Annotated in this window: 18 protein-coding genes; 7 read left to right on the top strand and 11 right to left on the bottom strand. The window is 58.7% G+C overall.

Translation table 11 applies throughout. From position 1 onward, the window contains the following. Positions 1-2: 2 nt before the first annotated feature. From G9X68_RS14795 to G9X68_RS14770, 6 genes are all read right to left on the bottom strand, one after another. Positions 3-563 (bottom strand): slr1658 superfamily regulator, encoded by a 561-nt coding sequence (locus G9X68_RS14795; protein WP_171602983.1) that lies wholly within the window; start codon positions 561-563, stop codon positions 3-5. Positions 564-566: 3 nt separating this feature from the next. Further along, positions 567-2,927, bottom strand: coding sequence for a SpoIIE family protein phosphatase (locus G9X68_RS14790; protein WP_171602982.1), 2,361 nt, complete (start codon positions 2,925-2,927; stop codon positions 567-569). Further along, complete coding sequence (locus G9X68_RS14785; RefSeq protein ID WP_171602981.1) at positions 2,927-4,099, bottom strand: class I SAM-dependent methyltransferase; 1,173 nt, start codon at positions 4,097-4,099, stop codon at positions 2,927-2,929. The genes G9X68_RS14790 and G9X68_RS14785 overlap by 1 nt, the downstream gene beginning before the upstream one ends. Then, positions 4,096-4,605, bottom strand: coding sequence for a hypothetical protein (locus G9X68_RS14780; protein ID WP_171602980.1), 510 nt, complete (start codon positions 4,603-4,605; stop codon positions 4,096-4,098). Before G9X68_RS14780 ends, G9X68_RS14785 begins: the two co-directional genes overlap by 4 nt. 75 nt (positions 4,606-4,680) lie before the next feature. Beyond that, complete coding sequence (locus tag G9X68_RS14775) at positions 4,681-6,336, bottom strand: putative bifunctional diguanylate cyclase/phosphodiesterase (RefSeq protein ID WP_171602979.1); 1,656 nt, start codon at positions 6,334-6,336, stop codon at positions 4,681-4,683. Positions 6,337-6,560: 224 nt separating this feature from the next. Further along, positions 6,561-7,439 (bottom strand): LysR substrate-binding domain-containing protein, encoded by an 879-nt coding sequence (locus G9X68_RS14770; protein ID WP_171602978.1) that lies wholly within the window; start codon positions 7,437-7,439, stop codon positions 6,561-6,563. 130 nt (positions 7,440-7,569) lie between these two features. On the opposite strand from G9X68_RS14770, the gene G9X68_RS14765 reads away from it, so the two are divergent. Beyond that, positions 7,570-7,956: an ectoine synthase gene (locus G9X68_RS14765; RefSeq protein WP_130710439.1), complete on the top strand. Its 387-nt coding sequence runs from the start codon at positions 7,570-7,572 to the stop codon at positions 7,954-7,956. Between the two features lie 175 nt (positions 7,957-8,131). Here the strand turns inward: G9X68_RS14765 and G9X68_RS14760 are convergent, their stop codons facing one another. Then, a complete protein-coding gene (locus G9X68_RS14760) occupies positions 8,132-8,614 on the bottom strand; it encodes a DUF4168 domain-containing protein (protein WP_171602977.1) in 483 nt (160 codons plus the stop codon). Between the two features lie 330 nt (positions 8,615-8,944). Here G9X68_RS14760 and G9X68_RS14755 point away from each other — a divergent pair, with 330 nt between their 5' ends. The 4 genes from G9X68_RS14755 (at position 8,945) to G9X68_RS14740 (ending at position 11,505) form a co-directional block, all read left to right on the top strand. Next, positions 8,945-9,496 carry an alpha/beta fold hydrolase gene (locus G9X68_RS14755; RefSeq protein WP_171602976.1) on the top strand — a complete coding sequence of 184 codons (552 nt, stop codon included), beginning with the start codon at positions 8,945-8,947 and terminating at the stop codon, positions 9,494-9,496. A 165-nt stretch (positions 9,497-9,661) separates the two neighbouring features. Continuing rightward, positions 9,662-10,354 carry a type 1 glutamine amidotransferase domain-containing protein gene (locus G9X68_RS14750; RefSeq protein WP_171602975.1) on the top strand — a complete coding sequence of 231 codons (693 nt, stop codon included), beginning with the start codon at positions 9,662-9,664 and terminating at the stop codon, positions 10,352-10,354. Between the two features lie 179 nt (positions 10,355-10,533). After that, on the top strand, positions 10,534-10,947 hold the full coding sequence (locus G9X68_RS14745) for a GFA family protein (protein ID WP_171602974.1): 414 nt from the start codon (positions 10,534-10,536) through the stop codon (positions 10,945-10,947). 114 nt (positions 10,948-11,061) lie between these two features. After that, the gene (locus G9X68_RS14740) at positions 11,062-11,505 is read left to right on the top strand and encodes an SRPBCC family protein (RefSeq protein WP_168312623.1); all 444 of its coding nucleotides are present in this window, start codon (positions 11,062-11,064) and stop codon (positions 11,503-11,505) included. A gap of 59 nt (positions 11,506-11,564) precedes the next feature. Here G9X68_RS14740 and G9X68_RS14735 read toward each other — a convergent pair whose 3' ends face one another. Both G9X68_RS14735 and G9X68_RS14730 read right to left on the bottom strand, forming a co-directional pair. Next, positions 11,565-12,497 (bottom strand): hypothetical protein, encoded by a 933-nt coding sequence (locus tag G9X68_RS14735; protein WP_171602973.1) that lies wholly within the window; start codon positions 12,495-12,497, stop codon positions 11,565-11,567. Positions 12,498-12,625: 128 nt separating this feature from the next. Then, positions 12,626-13,225: a TetR/AcrR family transcriptional regulator gene (locus G9X68_RS14730; RefSeq protein WP_171602972.1), complete on the bottom strand. Its 600-nt coding sequence runs from the start codon at positions 13,223-13,225 to the stop codon at positions 12,626-12,628. A 91-nt stretch (positions 13,226-13,316) separates the two neighbouring features. Between G9X68_RS14730 and G9X68_RS14725 the strand changes: the two genes are divergently transcribed. Next, positions 13,317-13,805, top strand: coding sequence for an anthrone oxygenase family protein (locus tag G9X68_RS14725; RefSeq protein ID WP_171602971.1), 489 nt, complete (start codon positions 13,317-13,319; stop codon positions 13,803-13,805). Positions 13,806-13,841: 36 nt separating this feature from the next. Here G9X68_RS14725 and G9X68_RS14720 read toward each other — a convergent pair whose 3' ends face one another. Together G9X68_RS14720 and G9X68_RS14715 are read right to left on the bottom strand one after the other, a co-directional pair. Beyond that, positions 13,842-14,534, bottom strand: coding sequence for a DJ-1/PfpI family protein (locus G9X68_RS14720; protein ID WP_342355327.1), 693 nt, complete (start codon positions 14,532-14,534; stop codon positions 13,842-13,844). 254 nt (positions 14,535-14,788) lie between these two features. Continuing rightward, on the bottom strand, positions 14,789-14,962 hold the full coding sequence (locus G9X68_RS14715) for a hypothetical protein (protein ID WP_003540992.1): 174 nt from the start codon (positions 14,960-14,962) through the stop codon (positions 14,789-14,791). 218 nt (positions 14,963-15,180) lie between these two features. Here G9X68_RS14715 and G9X68_RS14710 point away from each other — a divergent pair, with 218 nt between their 5' ends. Further along, positions 15,181-15,381, top strand: coding sequence for a hypothetical protein (locus tag G9X68_RS14710; protein WP_168312621.1), 201 nt, complete (start codon positions 15,181-15,183; stop codon positions 15,379-15,381). Position 15,382: the final 1 nt, after the last annotated feature.

The following is a 15,382-nucleotide window of genomic DNA, read 5'->3' as shown; positions in this document are numbered from 1 at the left end:
GCTCACAGATTGGAGGAGGGCGGCATCGCCACTGCTGCAGTCGTCGTCAGTATGATACGCTCGTCATTATTGCCTTCGAATGCCCATGCCATTTTTGCGTCGTAGTCGCTCAGAAGGGTGAGCAACCCCAAGCCCGAACCGCTTTCTGCCGATATGGCATTGGTTTCGATTTGCTCAAGAAGAAGTTCCCCGGGGTCCCTCGATTGAAGGCGATGCAGCAGTTGCTGAAAGCGAAAGGATGTCACGCCATCGATCGTGTTCTTCACCCTGATTAAAAAAGTTCCGTCGAATATGCCGGCTTCAATGAGGATCTCCCCAGGCTGTCGAAACTTAACGGCATTTTCGATCAATTCGTTGCTGAGATATCCGATGTCATGATGCGCCTGCACATAATCTTTTCTTGAACGTGAATAACGCAGAGCCATGACTTCCGCTATAAAGTCCGAAGTCATTCCTGAATGCTTCCATCCAAGCCGAAGCGGTCCGTCGCTTAACGTGAGGCGAGTACTTGAATCCAAGCTTATGCCCGCCAGAGATTCGATACCATATACCGTTGGCGTCATGTCTCACCTATGTCGCACTGCGAGAAGCGTAATGTCGTCGTAAATCTTCTGCGGTCCGATGAAGAGCATCAATGTCGCTACAATTCCGGCAACGACTTTCTCAGCGCTCTGGTCCTTCAAGCGCAGTGCTTCGCGGCATAGACGTTCGATGCCAAAGAGTTCTCCAGCGTCGTTTTCGGCTTCTGTTACGCCATCGGTATGCAGGAGTATGAGGTCGCCCGTCTCGAAGGTTATTTCGCGAGTCTTAATGAAGGCAGAAATATCGGCTTCCAGCCCGATCGGTATACCCAGATCCATAGTGTCTATGCGCTCGACCTCGCCGTTCGCCCGCACGATGACAACTTCCTCGTGTTGTCCCGACAGGATCATCTCTTTGCCGTCGTAATCAAGAAACGCCAGAGTGAGATGCTTGTCGATTTTAGTTCGCACTATGTTTTTAAACAGGGCGCTGTTCAGGTCTGTGAGAAATTTGACGGCGTCGGTGTTTCCTGCTTCCTGCAGGGCGCGGGCGACGGACTGAACCATCAACATCAGCACGCCGCTTTCGAGCCCGTGTCCGGTGACGTCGCCGATGCCAATCTTCAACCGATTTCCGCTCTTCAATACGTCATAATAATCGCCGCCGACTTCTTCCGCCGGTCTCATATAGGCGGCGATCTCGAGCGCCTGAAATTCCTCAAGCTCCTGGTGCAGCGGAAGAACCATGAGCTGGATTCTCTCGGCGACGGCCAGCTCTGTTCCAAGACGTCGATTTTCTCGCTGGAGCTGTGCGTTCAGGGTCGAAATCTCCTCCTTTGCATCTTCGATCTGAGCGGTTCGCTCCTCGACGAGCTGTTCGAGATTTTCCGTGTGATAGCTGATCTCCTCGGCCATCCGATTGAATGCTTCACCGGCCTCTCCGACCTCATCTTTGCTGGCGATGGCCACCCTGACCGAATAATCCTTCGCCTGAATCCGCTTGGCGGCATCTGCAAGTGCACTGATTCCGCTCGTTATTCGTTTCGAAACCGCAATTACTGCTATAGCCACAACAAGCAGTGACATTAGGATCGCCAGGATTTGGTAGATCACGATCCGGTTGGTAGCTTCCGAAATTTTGGCTTGGGCCGCATAGAGGGAGGCCTGGATTTCTCGTTCAGGCACAACTACTCCAAGAGACATCGCCTCCTGCCGAACCGGGCCGCTGGACCAGAGATTGGTCGCGGGGAGTTTCTTGACGATAACGATATAGGGGACCTCGCTACCCTCCTGCTGCAACAACAAATGTTGGATGCCCAGTTCGCGATCAAGGGCCAGTTTTGCTATCGCAGGCTGGGAGCTTCCCTTCAGGGAGCGCTCCAGGCCGGTCAAGGCGCTGGCTCCGCTCGCATCGCTCGCAGAACGCAGACCGAGGGTTTTTTCTCCTGTGCTGTTGATCGCCACAACGTTTCCGTCGGACATTGCGAGAAATCCAAAGCCGGACTGGGCCACTTTCACATTCTCAACAATCTGCGCGAGCTGGTCGAGTGTGATGTCCGCGCCAGCCGTCCCGGCGACATCCTGCCGGTCGGCTGTCCACAATGGATGAAAGAAACTGACGATCAGCTTTCCGGTAATGGCATCGGTATATGGAGCGGTCTGCGTGATATCGTCGGCGACCGGCCGCGTTTTCGCGTCCTTGGCCCAGCTCTGCCAGGACTCGTAAAGCCCGGGGAAAAAGAAGTCCCAGAAATCGGCTTCGTTGTGCCCCGAATAAAGGCGATCGAAGGTCTGAGCCTGGTCGGTGTAGGGCGCCGTCCTGAAGATTGGCCGTTCTTTCGGTCCGATGTAGTACATCTGCAGCTTGGAAGCGCCGTGCTGCAGCAGGCTCGGCGCAACGATGTCGAGAACCGCGCTCGTCTCTAGATCGCGCTGGATGTCGGGTTTCGGCCGATGGTCAGGTCCGAGCAAGTAACCCCAGACGCTCACAACCGAAGCGGAGCCGGGCAGGTTCTGAGACCATTTTCCCTTCTCGTCGTAAACAAGGCTGACGCTGCCAGGCGATGTGCGCGCGATCGCCGCGCCGACATCGGAATTACGCTCGGGATCGTCGATCTGCGCCTGGAGCACACCTGCCAAGGTGCTGACGTCGCTGTGAACCTGCCGCAGGAGCAAACTCACCTGGGCTGCGGTGGAATCGGCATATGTGCGGATGTATTCCTGGCTTGCTGCTTCCAGACCCTGTCCGACTTCGAGGGTGGCGTCGCGCGACAGCCTCTGAACATTCCAAAGCGCCAGTCCACCGCTGACCAGCAAGTCAAAGAGAACGGCTCCACCGACGACCAAGATGAACTTCGCCCGAAACGAGCCTAGTCTTGCCGGTCTTTTCGAGGAGCTCCCGTCCATCACAGCGGCTTTCGGCCGGAAGCTGCCCAGATCGGCCAGCCTGCATAACCCTTGGGGTGAAGCGCAGCAAAGACATGATCTTTGAATCCTTGCCGGAACCTGCGAATGAAATCTGATGAGTCGCCCCGTCGAACGGCCATCTCACCCGCGTAGACATTTTCCCAAGCTTCGATGATGTCTGCGAAGTCCTGGGGATCTCCGTCAAGATTCGTGACCATAAAGGAATCGACCTTGATGTTATCGAACCCTGCATCGGCGAGGAGGTGGCGGCTTTTCGGCCCCATCTCGACATCCATGTCGAAGTGCTTGAACAGTTTGGCGACTTCTTCGTAAGTCCATTTTATGGATTCAGCATGTGGCTCGCCCAGACAATGCGAGTTTTTTTCGTTCGTGATGTAGACACGGCCGCCAGGCTTGCAGATGCGGTAGAGTTCCCGCAGCAGCATCTCGGGACGGTTGAAGATCTGCAGCGAATGTCGGCAGGTCACAAAGTCAAATTGATTGTCTCGCAGCAACATTTGCGAGGCGTCGCCATAGGTGTACTCGATTCCCTGCAGATCGAAGTCGGCGGCGACCCTGCGGGCATATTCGAGGCTGCGCACCGAATGATCCAGTGCGACAAGGCGTGCCGGTTTAAATTCCCTCTGAACCAAGGCCGCGAAATCACCTATTCCGCAACAGATATCGGCGATGACAAGACCGCTGCGCAGGCCGTGGCGAGGCAGCAATTCGCGTTCGTGCCTCCATGTCATTTTCGTCTGGGTGCGGAGAATCGGAATGAAAGTCTCATCCTCGACAAAGCTCTGGCCCGGATAGAATGCCGAATCGTAGACCTCGACCGATAAGTTTGGTTGTGATGCCGCAAGCGTTTGGAATAACGAGGTCGACCATGCCACCACGCTCGACGTAATGATGACGATCTTCCGCTCCGGCCTGGTCCGGCAGCTTGCCGCGAGAACATCGGACAGGGCGGCGAAGGCGGTCATGTTGATGTGCGTCAGACGTTTGACGTTGACGTAAACGACCCCGCCGTATTTTCCCAAACTTTGCTGCACCAGCTCGAGAGCATCGCCAATCTCGGCGGGACTTTCGGGCCGCATCTTGCCAGACAGCACCAGCTCCTGATTTGTCGGATCAAAATAAACCGTGAAGGGTTGCAGCAGCAGGTTCATCGGAAGTCCTCGGCCGAGGGGAAATCCGCAATGATTTGAATCCCTTGTCCGCCGTCTTTCTCAATTCGGATAGCGGCGCGGAATATTGTTGCCAAATCGCTGAGCAAAACCGTTCCATCGGATTTCATGACCAAGTATCCGGACTCGGTATCGGGGACAGGCAGGTATTCGCCTGATCTCGCACTCGTGTGTTTGCGGCCAGATGCTTCCTCGCCGGGAAACGCAATTCTCAGCCGATTGAATGCCGCGCTCCGATAGAGACTGAAACGTATCCTTCCCAGTTCACCCGTTGAACGGAAAGCGAGTTCAATGAGCTCGTTGGCTGCGACGGAAAGAAAATTCGAATATCGAGCGGGATCGCTGTGACCCTGGCCGAGAATGTCCGAGAGATATTCCGTGATCCTGTCGCAAAACTGCCATCGAGATTTGAACATCGCAACGTTCATTTCCAGCGATACCATCGGCGCAAATGCATGGTCATCGAAGCCAGGTGCTTCCTCTTCCAATAGACCCTCCATTCGTTTGCCTGCGGCGTCAGGTCGATGCATGCCAATCACGAAAAACACGGCGAAATCGGTTGTTCACTGCGGCAGGGCGTGGCTTAGGGATGTTTCCGCCCGGGCGATGAACTCGCCAATTGCCTTGACCGGAAGCGGCCTGCTGACCAGATAGCCTTGAAGCCTGTCGCAGCCCACGCTGCGCAACCATTCCGCCTGACCTGGCGTCTCGACTCCTTCGGCTGTCACCTGCATATCGAGGTCATGTGCGAGATTAACGATGCAGCGGACGATTGCCTGGCTTTTCAGATCGCTTTCGAGGTCGGTGATAAAGTATTTGTCTATTTTGATCGTGTCGAAAGGGAATGTCTTCAGATAGCTGAGCGAAGAATATTCGGTCCCGAAATCATCAAGCGAGATTCTTATCCCTAGCACGTTGAGAGTATTCAGGGTGTCGATATTGTTGACGGTGCGCTCAAGCAGCACGCTTTCGGTTATCTCAAGCTCCAGACGGTCTGGCGGCAAGCCGACCAGGTCGAGCGTCTGGGATACCCGATCGGTGAGGCCGCTTGTCAGGAATTCAGCCGCTGATAAATTGACGGCGACCAGGTAGTTCTGCGGCCACTTCATCGCCTCGCGGCAGGCCTGCTCCAAAACCCACGCACCTATTTCCGGCATCATTCCATCGGCCTCGGCCATCGGAATAAATGCCGCAGGCGGAATTTTTCCAAGTAAGGGATGGTACCACCTCAGCAATGCTTCGAAGCCGACAATGCAGCCGCCCTCGGCGATGGGTTGGTACTCGACGGAGAATTGCTGTTGGACCAACGCCATGCGAAGGCTGCGGCGCAGCAGTTCGCGTTGTTCCAGCAATTCAAGCATTGAGGGATCAAACGGTTTCGCGCGGCCGCGTCCTTCCTTCTTCGCGGCATAGAGTGCGACGTCCGACGCCTTCATAAGCTGCTCCGGGCTTGTACCGTCCGGGGGAGAAGCAGATATGCCGATGCTGGCACCGACAAACAGTGCGATGCCATCTATCGTGAAGGGCTTTTTGAATGCATCAACCAAGACTTCTGCTAGCTGATGCCCTTTGGCGGGATGCCCCGGGCCCATGGAAATGACCGTGAATTCATCGCCGGCCAGTCGATAGGCTCTGTCATCGCTGGAGAGGCACGCTTGAATGCGGCTTGCAGCGAGCTGAAGAAGCTTATCGCCAGCCGGATGCCCAAGCGTGTCGTTCACAGGCTTGAAATCATCAAGGTCGAGTTGCATGAGAGATAGAGCTTCATTCGAGCCTTCCGTCTCCAGTAAGGACACAGCGAGGTCCTCACTGAACTGGCGTCGGTTCGGCAGTCCAGTGAGCGGATCGTGGGTGGCCAGATGCAAAAGGGTTGCGCGCTCATCGTCAATAGATTCCTCGGACCGAACCACGGCAAACAGATCTCCGATCCGATAGATCGTCAGCCCGTGCGACCCTGGTGTGCCAAGATCCCCCGATATTCGCAAAGGCTGGGCACTGTCGCCCAATGAACGGAGGGCGAGCGTAATCGCCGATTTGTCCAAATCTGGAAAATGCTCCCAAAACGACGCTGCTGGTTTGACAGAAGCAGGCAGCTCGTTGCCCAGCAAATTCTCGACGGGATTGAAGTCGCGGTCAAAGAACAAAAGCCGATCGATCGAGCTCAAAGCTTTTGCCTCCGTTTGTCCGAGGGCCGTGGGGGCCGCACGAATTTTCCGCATGTTTGAGGCTCTCCCTAGGCCAAATGTCCTAACCAGATATCGTAGCAGTTCGACTCCCACACAACTTGCGCACGCTGAAATTTACATTAGGCATTTCTGATTAACAACCCCCAAACCGCTGCGCAATTCGCTCACGGATGGCTCATAATGCCTCTCTATCATCGCTGCCTATCTGCATCCATCATCTCGGCGGCGACCCTTCGATGGGCTGCGGACACGAGATCTCACACACACGATCCGCACTCCATCATGAACCAGCCGGTGAAGCGGCGGACCGGTTTTTTCGCCCAGCTGTTCGATATGACGTAATAGCCCTGGTTTTCTGCCGTCGCGATATCGGAAAGCACCAGCAGGTCGCCGCGTTCGATCTCGCGGCGGAACACTTCGACGGGGCAGAGCGCCACGCCGTGGCCGGCGATTACGGCCGTCGCCAGCATGTTGAAATCCTGGAATATCGGGCCGCGGAGCAGCTCCGGCGCTTTCTGGCCGGCCTTGCGGAACCATTCCTTCCAGCCGTCGACGGATTCGTCGTGCAGCAGGTCGGCGCCGGCGAGCGAGACGTCGTCGATCGCCCAGTTGCGTTTGGCGAGGTAATGGGGGCTGGCGACAGGCTGGTTGCGGCGGGAGAAGAGCAGGCGGCTTTCCCTGCCGCCGCTCAGATCCTCGCCCATGGTGATCAGCACGTCGAGGCTCTCGTCGTCGAAGCGTTCTTCGGCGCGGGCATAGACGATCCTGACGTCGAGATCGGGGTCGCTTTCCTGGAAGGCGGGCAGGGCAGGGACGAGCCAGCGCGATGCGATCGAGGGAATGCAGCCGACGGTGATGGTGCGCATGTCGTGATCGCGCCGCATACTGCCGGTCGCATGCGCGATCGCCGCCAGCGGTCCGGAGACGGCGCGGTAATATTCGCCGCCGGCTGCGGTCAGCGTAATGCCGCGGCCCGATTTCTGCATTAGCTTGCGGCCGAGCCAGGTTTCCAGATGCTTGATCTGATGGCTGATCGCCGCGTGAGTGACGTGCAGCTCGTCGCCCGCCTTCGAAAGGCTCATCAGGCGGGCCGTGGCTTCGAAAGCGCGCAAAGCGTTTAACGGCGGCAACTGCATTTGTAAAATTTCCTCACAGATGACGCAGAAATCATCATTTGAAAATGCCAGTTATTTCAATAGCTAGTTGTTGGGGGCGATGAAAATGAATCATCGCTGCATCTTCAATAAATTATCAGGGGAATCGACGATGTTCGTCAGAAATCTGAAAGAGGTGGAGCTCACCGAGCGTTTCGTCGACTGGGGAAACGGCACGAGCCATCGGCTGCTGACCAAAGACGACGGCATGGGCTTTACGGTGTGCCATACCGTCGTTCGCGCCAATAGCGAGGCCCTGCTTCAATACCGCAATCACCTGGAGGCCTGCTATTGCATCAGAGGCGAGGGCGAAGTGGAGGATATGGACGGCAACGTCTTTCCAATCCGCGCCGGCGATATCTACGTACTCGACAAGCACGACCGGCATTATCTGCGCGGCGGCAAGGATCAGGATCTCGTTCTCGTCAGCATCTTCAACCCGCCGCTGACGGGCACCGAACGGCACGACCTGAACAATAAGAGCGGATCGCAATACTGAACCAGAGCATGATGCCGAAAAGTGTGAGCGGTTTTCGGACGACATCCTATTCTAGCCGATCTCTTCGTCGACTTCCAAGGCGGAAGCAGAGCCCGACAAATGGCGGGCGCTGCTTCCGGCGCGAACGGCAAGGCATCCGCACCCTATTCGTGGCGACTTAAGCGCTGCGCGCAGCCTATTGCTGCGGCTGTTGTTGTTGCTGGCCCGGCGGCGGTGTGCCGATCTTTTCCAGAACCTTCTTGGCCAGAGCCGGGTCGCTCTGGGCGGCCGTCAGGATCGACGAGTATTCCTCGACGGAGATGTCGGGAGAAGCTTGGACGGTATCGATCATCTGCTTCTTGGCCTCCTCCTGCAGCTGTTGTTTCGCAGCCTCGTCCTTGGTCGCGCCGATCTTGGCCGAATATTCCTGTCTCACCTTGTCGACCTGCAGATAGGCAACGGCGAAGGCTTCGATTTTCTGATCGCTGACAGGGGCGGCCGCACCGTTGCCGCCGGGCTGTCCCTGCATCGGTGTCTGGCCTTGCGCCGGCGGCTGCGCCTGTGCCGGCTGCTGTTGCGCCTGGGCCATGTCGACAGCGGATGCCGGGCTGAAAGCAAGCAGACTGAAGACTGTCGCGCTCAATGCTGCGACAGATGTGTAACGAGTGATCATATTCATTCCTCTTCAAGTGCATGATTTGATTGGCAGCAAGACCGCCTCGGTCGATCGCTCAGCCACTCAAAGGCTGGGCGAGGTCGCGACGATGGAACCTTTAAGAGGGCACGGTGCGGCGGTAACGGGGCGATTTGCTGACGATTGAGCGGCGGCTTTGTGGCCGTCGGCATTCGACTGATACGGGAAATTCCAACGCGAGCCGGTCAGCCTGGGGTTCTCAGACCGTCCTTTGCAAGCGCGGTGCGCCTTTGCGAGGGGGCGGGGGAGCCAATGCCGGGGTCACGGCAACTGCCCAATCTTGTCTGCGTCTGCTGCGGAGAATAAGCTGATGGGATGATCAAACAGGTTCTCTTCGTCCAAGGCGCCGGCGAAGGTGTCCATGACCACTGGGATGACAAGCTCGTGGCGAGCCTTAAGCGCGAGCTCGGCGGAAACTATGTTGTCCGCTATCCCCGAATGCCCGGCGAAGACAATCCCAGCTTCTCTGCCTGGAAGGCTGCGCTGATGAAGGAATTTGCCTCATTGGAAGACGGAGCAATGCTCGTCGGCCATTCGTTCGGCGGCACCATCTTGATCCATGCGCTTGCCGAGCAGCCGCCGACACCGAGGTTGGGCGGGCTATTTCTCATCGCCGCACCCTTCATCGGCGAAGGCGGATGGCCGAGCGATGACATCGGCGATGCCGAGGATTTCTCGGGGTCCCTTCCGCCCGGCCTTCCCGTCCGTCTCTATCATGGGACTGATGACGACGAGGTGCCCACGGCTCACGTCCATCTGTACGCGAAAGCGATTCCGCACGCCGTGGTCCGCACGCTAGACGGCAGGGATCACCAGTTCAATGATGACATGAGCGAGGTCGCCCGAGATATCGTTTCGTTTTGTTAGGCTTTCACTTAAGCAATTCTATCAAACATCACGCGAGAAAGCTTGTTTCCCAGCGGAGCCGCTCTATGTGCTCACCCGTTTCAGCATGAGATCTGCAGGCAGTATTCACCGTAAAACCGGATGCCGACGGCGTTGTCCGCCGGCCGGCTTTGAAGGAGCTGAGCAATGAAAATTCTCATGGTTCTCACATCGCATGATCAACTGGGAAACACCGGCAGGAAGACGGGTTTCTGGCTCGAGGAACTCGCCGCCCCTTACTTTGTTTTCCGTGGCGCCGGGGCCGACATCACGCTCGCTTCGCCGAAGGGCGGCCAGCCTCCACTCGATCCGAAGAGCAACGAATCGGCATTCCAGACGGAAGACACGCGACGGTTCGAGCGAGACCAGGCGGCAACTGCTGCGCTCGCCAACACCCTGAGGCTGTCCGACATCAAGCAGGCGGACTATGACAGCGTGTTCTTCCCCGGCGGGCACGGCCCGCTTTGGGATCTGACGAACGACCGCAATGCGCTGTCGCTCATCGAGGATATGCTTGCGGCGGGAAAACCCGTGGCGCTCGTTTGCCACGCACCGGGAATCCTGACGAATGTGAAGGCAGCGGATGGAAAGCCCATCGCCAAGGGTCGTGCCGTCACGGGATTCACCGATTCCGAAGAAGAAGCCATGCACCTCGTCGAGGTCGTTCCCTATCTGCTCGAGGACGTGCTGAAGGAGCAGGGCGCAAAGTTTTCGAAGACGGGGGATTGGGGCGTGCATGTCGTCCAGGATGGCCTGCTGATCACCGGCCAAAACCCGGCTTCGTCAAAACAGGGCGCCCGGACGCTGCTCGACACCTTGAGAAAGCAGGCCGCGGCTTAAGGGCTTCGGCCTTGGGCACGATGGCCACCCACGGGGAGGCGAGATTTCCTCACTCGGCTCGTGCCCACGTGTCGATTCAAAGAGTTAGAGCGTCCTTGTGCGTCCGCAGGGACGCTCGGCGATCTAAGGCCGTGGAGAGCCAACGCAAAAGTTCGAACATGGGATGAGAGGCGCCTGACATGACGGGGAAATATACGGGACAATGCGCTTGCGGCGCAGTGAGATTTGCCTTCGACACGGACCCGAACTTCGTCGCCAACTGCCATTGCCTGGACTGTAAGAGGGCGACGGGCGGCGAGGCCGCGACGTTCTTCGCCGTGCCGCAGGAAGATTTCACCGTGATCGGCGGCAGCCCGAAGGCGTTTCATTATATCGCCGATTCAGGCAAGGGGCTCGACCGCAACTTTTGCCCCGATTGCGGCGCCCGATTGTTCAGCAGCAACCTGGAGAGCTTCCCCGGCCTCGTCTTCGTGACGCTCGGCAGCCTGGACCGGCCCGAACTGATCAAACCGGGGGTCGAGATGTTCACCAGGCGGCGGCTGGCCTGGGCAAGACCGCTCGATGTTCCGCAGTTCGATGGCATGCCCGGCTGAGCCGCCATAGCCCGAGCAATTTTTCTTGAAGAAAAATTCGATCCGGTGTCGGATCAGCCAAGCCACGCCCGTCCTAGGTTCGTCCATTCCATAAATCCAGAAAGGATCACGACCATGCCGAGTACCATACGCTTGCACCGCGTTCTGGCGACCAGCCCGGAGAAAGTCTACCGCGCATTCCTGGAGGCCGACGCGCTTGCCAAGTGGCTTCCGCCGAACGGCTTTCTCTGCACCGTGCATCATTCGGAGCCGGTCGTCGGCGGCACGTTCAGAATGTCTTTCCGCAACTTCACGACGGGCAATAGCCACGCCTTCGGCGGCGAGTATCTCGAGCTCGTCCCCGGCGAACGCCTGCGCTACACCGACAGGTTCGACGACCCCAACCTGCCGGGCGAAATGGAAGTCACCGTGACGCTGAAGAAGGTTTCGGTCGGCACCGAGGTGGATATCGTACAGGCAGGCGTGCCTGACGTCATTCCGCCCGAGGCTTGCTATCTCGGCTGGCAGGAGTCACTGCAAAACCTCGCCAGGGTCGTCGAACCCGACATCCAGGAATAGCGTGAGGACCGCGCCGGCCGGGCGATAATTGCCCGGCATTGGCGCCGGCATCGGCGACATCAATCAATCCTCATGCCGCGTTTGGCGAGCGCGTTGCGGGCGGCCGCAGCGCCCCAGTCGTCGGAAAGGTCCTGCCCGTCGATTTCGGTTTCGGCGATCGGCGTTGCCCGGATCAGCGGCACGGAGCCGAAAGGCAGGCCGTCGATGCGCCCGGCGTCGCGGCTCAGCATGATGCGGGTCATCGGGCGGTAATCCTCGGTCAGCCGGCAGAACAGGATGGCGCCGTGCTTCTCGACATCGCGGGCGACACGATAACCGTCTGCCACGAGGTCTCCGATGTTGATCAGCAGGTTCGCCCAGTTTTCGATCCCGGCCGCATCCAGTGTCTCGGCATCGAATTCCATGAAAAGCTCGCATTCGACGCCGTTCTCCGGCTCGGATATGCCGGCCCAAGGGGTCGACAGCCCGTCGGTGACCAGCGTCAGCCTTCCCGGCGCATGGATGGTGAGGATGCGGCGATGCGGGCCGAACCATTTTGTCTGGGCATAGATATTGGTCGTTGCGCGCTCGACGGCAAAGTCCTCCTGCAGCGTGCCACGGCTCTGCCAGAAGACGCGCCGGACAGCTGCAGCGGTCTCGTAGATCGGGTCGTCGGGGCCGCGCGGCACGATCGTCTGGTCATAGCTGGTTTCGAGCGTGATCTTCGCCTGCATGAACGGAAATTTCGGCTTCTTCCAGCGGATCACCACCTTGTTGAAACGCGGCACCTCTGAGGCTTCGAGCTTTTCGACGACATCCGCGATGATGTCGAGCGGATGCCTGGAATCCTCCGGGACATGCTTTCCCTCGGCATCGAGGTAGCCGCCCGTCCGGGAGGAGTGCCCCGCCTGCATCGTGGTGGCGGTCCAATCGCCGCTGACCGCGCCGGCCGGCGCCTTGCCGAGAGCCGGGGCAAGTTCCCGGATTGCCTCGTCAATCGAATAGGATGCCACGTCCCCCTCCGCCTTCGCCCAAAGATCATATCCCCAGCGGCCGATCGGCCGCGAGCAGAAGCTAGCGCGGAGGCGTCGACGATCAATAGCGGCAGCATCGATCGACGCAGTACTTTGCCGGGATTGCTCTATGCGCCGCAGAGCCTTCTGAATGCGCTCATGGCGGCGGCTGCTCGCGCGCGGATATTCTCGTCCGACGGTTCCGGCAGCGTGCGGTTCACCCGCCTGATCTGCAGATCGCCGATGAGCAGGCTCAGAAACCATTCGGCCGCCACACCTGCCGATGGCGCCGCCAGCGCTGCCGTTTCAAGGCCGCGGCCGATCAGCTTCTCGATCAGCGGAAAGACGCTATCGCGGCCGGCGGCGGCGATCGTCGCTCCCAGTTCGCCGCTTTCGTCGGCGGCGGCGGCCCGGTTCAGGGAGATTGCCTTGTCGCCGAGCAGCATCGAAAGCAGGATCGGCGCGACATGCGCGAGGGTTTCCAGGGGATCCACGTCGCCCCTTATCGCCGCATCGAGGGCCGCTTTCGTCGCCCCGGCATTGCTTTCGACCATCGTCTTGAACAGGCCATTCTTGTCGCCGTACCAGCGATAGAGTGTTTCATTGGAGGCTTTCGCCGCCTTGGCGATGTCGAGCATCGACGTGCTGCGATAGCCTCTTTCCTTCAGAAGCTCGTAGGCCGCCGTCTCGATCTCGGCTTGACGCCTGGTCTTCGTGTCTTCCCGCATTCCGGCCACTCGCATCGTCTTGACGGTAACCGTACAATCTTATACGCCTAAGTAAAGGCGTATAAGATTGTACGGATTTGGAAGAAAAGCGATGCGCAGCACGGTTCTGGGACTGTCGGTAACATCGGTCGTCTTCTCAGGGGCGATCTTCGGCTTCTTCTACGCCTGGGTCTGTTCGACGATGTGGGGGCTCGACCGAGCCGATCCGCGGGTTGCGATCGCGGCCATGCAGGCGATGAATGCCTCGGTCCGCAACGCGGTGTTTTTCCCGGCCTTCTTCCTGACGCCCGTTATTCTCGGGCTGACTGCTGCAGCCGCGCATTTTAGCGGCCGCGGAGCGGCGGCTTTCTGGTTCGGCGCGGCGGCGGCCGTCTATCTGGTTTTCGGGCTGATGCTCACATTCACGGTGAACGTACCGATGAACGAGGCACTGGCCGCCACTACCGTCCCTGGTGACATCGCGGCGGCGCGGGAGATCTGGCGGGACTATTCGCCGCGATGGCAGGTCTGGAACCAGGCGAGGGCGCTGGCTTCCGGAATAGCCCTGGCTTTTGCAGCTTTGGGAGTGGCAAGGCTGTGACCGCTTCGCCCCGATCACACCGAAGACGCTCGGCGGTCAGCGGATTCGAGAGGCGAGGCTTGCATCGATAGGCGCGATCTCGGAAAAGAACGTCAAGCCTCGTTCTTTCAGCACTTTGACCGTCTCGGCGTCGGCGGTGCTCGGATGCCCTGCGAAGGGAGGCTCTGGTGCATATTCCATCTGCAGCTGGACTTCCTTGGCCAGATCAACGCCGCCAAGCTCGGCCAGGAGGCGAAAGCCGAAATCGATACCAGCGGTAACGCCGCCGCCCGTCAGCCGGTTTCTGTCCAGGACCACCCTGTCTTCCGCGGCGAGCGCACCAAAAACCGGCAGCCGGTGGACCGAGGCCCAATGAGTTGTGGCCCTGTATCCGATCAGCAAGCCTGCTGCCGCAAGCACCAGGGTACCGGTGCAGACGGCGGTCAGGAACCTGCATTGCGGCGCCTGCTGCCGCAGGAACTCCAGGAGACCTGGATCCTGCATGGCATCCACATGTCCCGGTCCGCCTGGCACGACGATGATGTCAAGCTGAGGACAATCCACATAGGTCAGGGTGGGAAGGATACTGAGGCCGCTCGCACTTTTGACAGGCCGGAGCTCATGACTGAGGAGTTGGCAATCGGCGCCGGGCAGGCGCGTCAGAACCTCCCACGGCCCGGTGAGATCCAGCTGGGTCAGGTCAGGGAATAAGACGAACCCGATGCGGGTGACTTCCATTGCGCGGCTCACCGAAATCTCCCATCTGCAATGCGGTCGCCCAAGGCGACTCCTTCGACCGGAGTATTTCCGTTTTTCTCCCAGTCACGCAAAGTTTGTCTTCTGTTTTGCGCAATCCCGGAGGCAAAGCAGCTTCCAAGCACGCGCTCCTGTCGCTCATGTGCCCTTGATCATGGGGGCATTTCCCTTTCACGATGTCATGCGCCCAGGTTTCTGGGCGCAAAGGAAGTTTAATGCTTGGAGAAAATGAGGCGCGCCTGCGGCGCTTATTTGCTTCCGTCGTTCGGCCGCGCCTTGGCGCTGTCGTTGTTGGTCGACGAGGCGGTTTTTCCGTCCGGTTGCTGCCCGAAATATGTGCCGCCGAGATGGCCACCGGCGCTGGTGTTCTTGACCTGCCGTTCGGCGCGTTTCTGAAGTTCACGGACGTTGGTCTTGCTCATTTTCGGCTCCCTTTCGAGGTTCACGACCTCTCGACAACCGATCACGGGCGACACTGTTCCATATTTTCCGGGAACCCTTCGTCCGGCCGCCGTTCCTCCACTATGAGATTCCTCGCCGTCATCGCTGCCGCCGCTGCGTCACGCTTGCCTCGATCCGGTAATGGCGGGAACACTTGGCGATCTTTCCGGTTTTCCCTTCTCAACAAGGAGAAACGAAGATGGGCATGACGACCCCCAAGGACGGTGCACCCGGCACCACCGATCAATCCCCCCGCTGGGAAGGGCCGAAGGAAAACACCCCGCGCGGCTATCTCAAACCCAAGGACGATCCGGACAAAAACCGCGATGCCAACGGCGAGAACAATAGCGACCCCGAGATGAACGACATCTCCGACGCGCTGAAGCAGAAAGGCGAGTGAC

Source organism: Rhizobium changzhiense (genome assembly GCF_013087625.1).
In the GTDB taxonomy this organism is placed as follows: domain Bacteria; phylum Pseudomonadota; class Alphaproteobacteria; order Rhizobiales; family Rhizobiaceae; genus Rhizobium; species Rhizobium sophorae.
Note: the sequence above shows the minus strand (reverse complement) of the source record. Positions and strands in the feature narration are given on the sequence as shown.

Coding starts and splice junctions, on each gene's coding strand:
- G9X68_RS14760 (WP_171602977.1), bottom strand. CDS start 8,614: ATGAATATGATCACTCGTTACACATCTGTCGCAGCATTGAGCGCGACA.
- G9X68_RS14765 (WP_130710439.1), top strand. CDS start 7,570: ATGTTCGTCAGAAATCTGAAAGAGGTGGAGCTCACCGAGCGTTTCGTC.
- G9X68_RS14710 (WP_168312621.1), top strand. CDS start 15,181: ATGGGCATGACGACCCCCAAGGACGGTGCACCCGGCACCACCGATCAA.
- G9X68_RS14725 (WP_171602971.1), top strand. CDS start 13,317: ATGCGCAGCACGGTTCTGGGACTGTCGGTAACATCGGTCGTCTTCTCA.
- G9X68_RS14790 (WP_171602982.1), bottom strand. CDS start 2,927: ATGGACGGGAGCTCCTCGAAAAGACCGGCAAGACTAGGCTCGTTTCGG.
- G9X68_RS14755 (WP_171602976.1), top strand. CDS start 8,945: ATGATCAAACAGGTTCTCTTCGTCCAAGGCGCCGGCGAAGGTGTCCAT.
- G9X68_RS14745 (WP_171602974.1), top strand. CDS start 10,534: ATGACGGGGAAATATACGGGACAATGCGCTTGCGGCGCAGTGAGATTT.
- G9X68_RS14795 (WP_171602983.1), bottom strand. CDS start 563: ATGACGCCAACGGTATATGGTATCGAATCTCTGGCGGGCATAAGCTTG.
- G9X68_RS14715 (WP_003540992.1), bottom strand. CDS start 14,962: ATGAGCAAGACCAACGTCCGTGAACTTCAGAAACGCGCCGAACGGCAG.
- G9X68_RS14785 (WP_171602981.1), bottom strand. CDS start 4,099: ATGAACCTGCTGCTGCAACCCTTCACGGTTTATTTTGATCCGACAAAT.
- G9X68_RS14730 (WP_171602972.1), bottom strand. CDS start 13,225: ATGCGGGAAGACACGAAGACCAGGCGTCAAGCCGAGATCGAGACGGCG.
- G9X68_RS14750 (WP_171602975.1), top strand. CDS start 9,662: ATGAAAATTCTCATGGTTCTCACATCGCATGATCAACTGGGAAACACC.
- G9X68_RS14775 (WP_171602979.1), bottom strand. CDS start 6,336: ATGCGGAAAATTCGTGCGGCCCCCACGGCCCTCGGACAAACGGAGGCA.
- G9X68_RS14770 (WP_171602978.1), bottom strand. CDS start 7,439: ATGCAGTTGCCGCCGTTAAACGCTTTGCGCGCTTTCGAAGCCACGGCC.
- G9X68_RS14740 (WP_168312623.1), top strand. CDS start 11,062: ATGCCGAGTACCATACGCTTGCACCGCGTTCTGGCGACCAGCCCGGAG.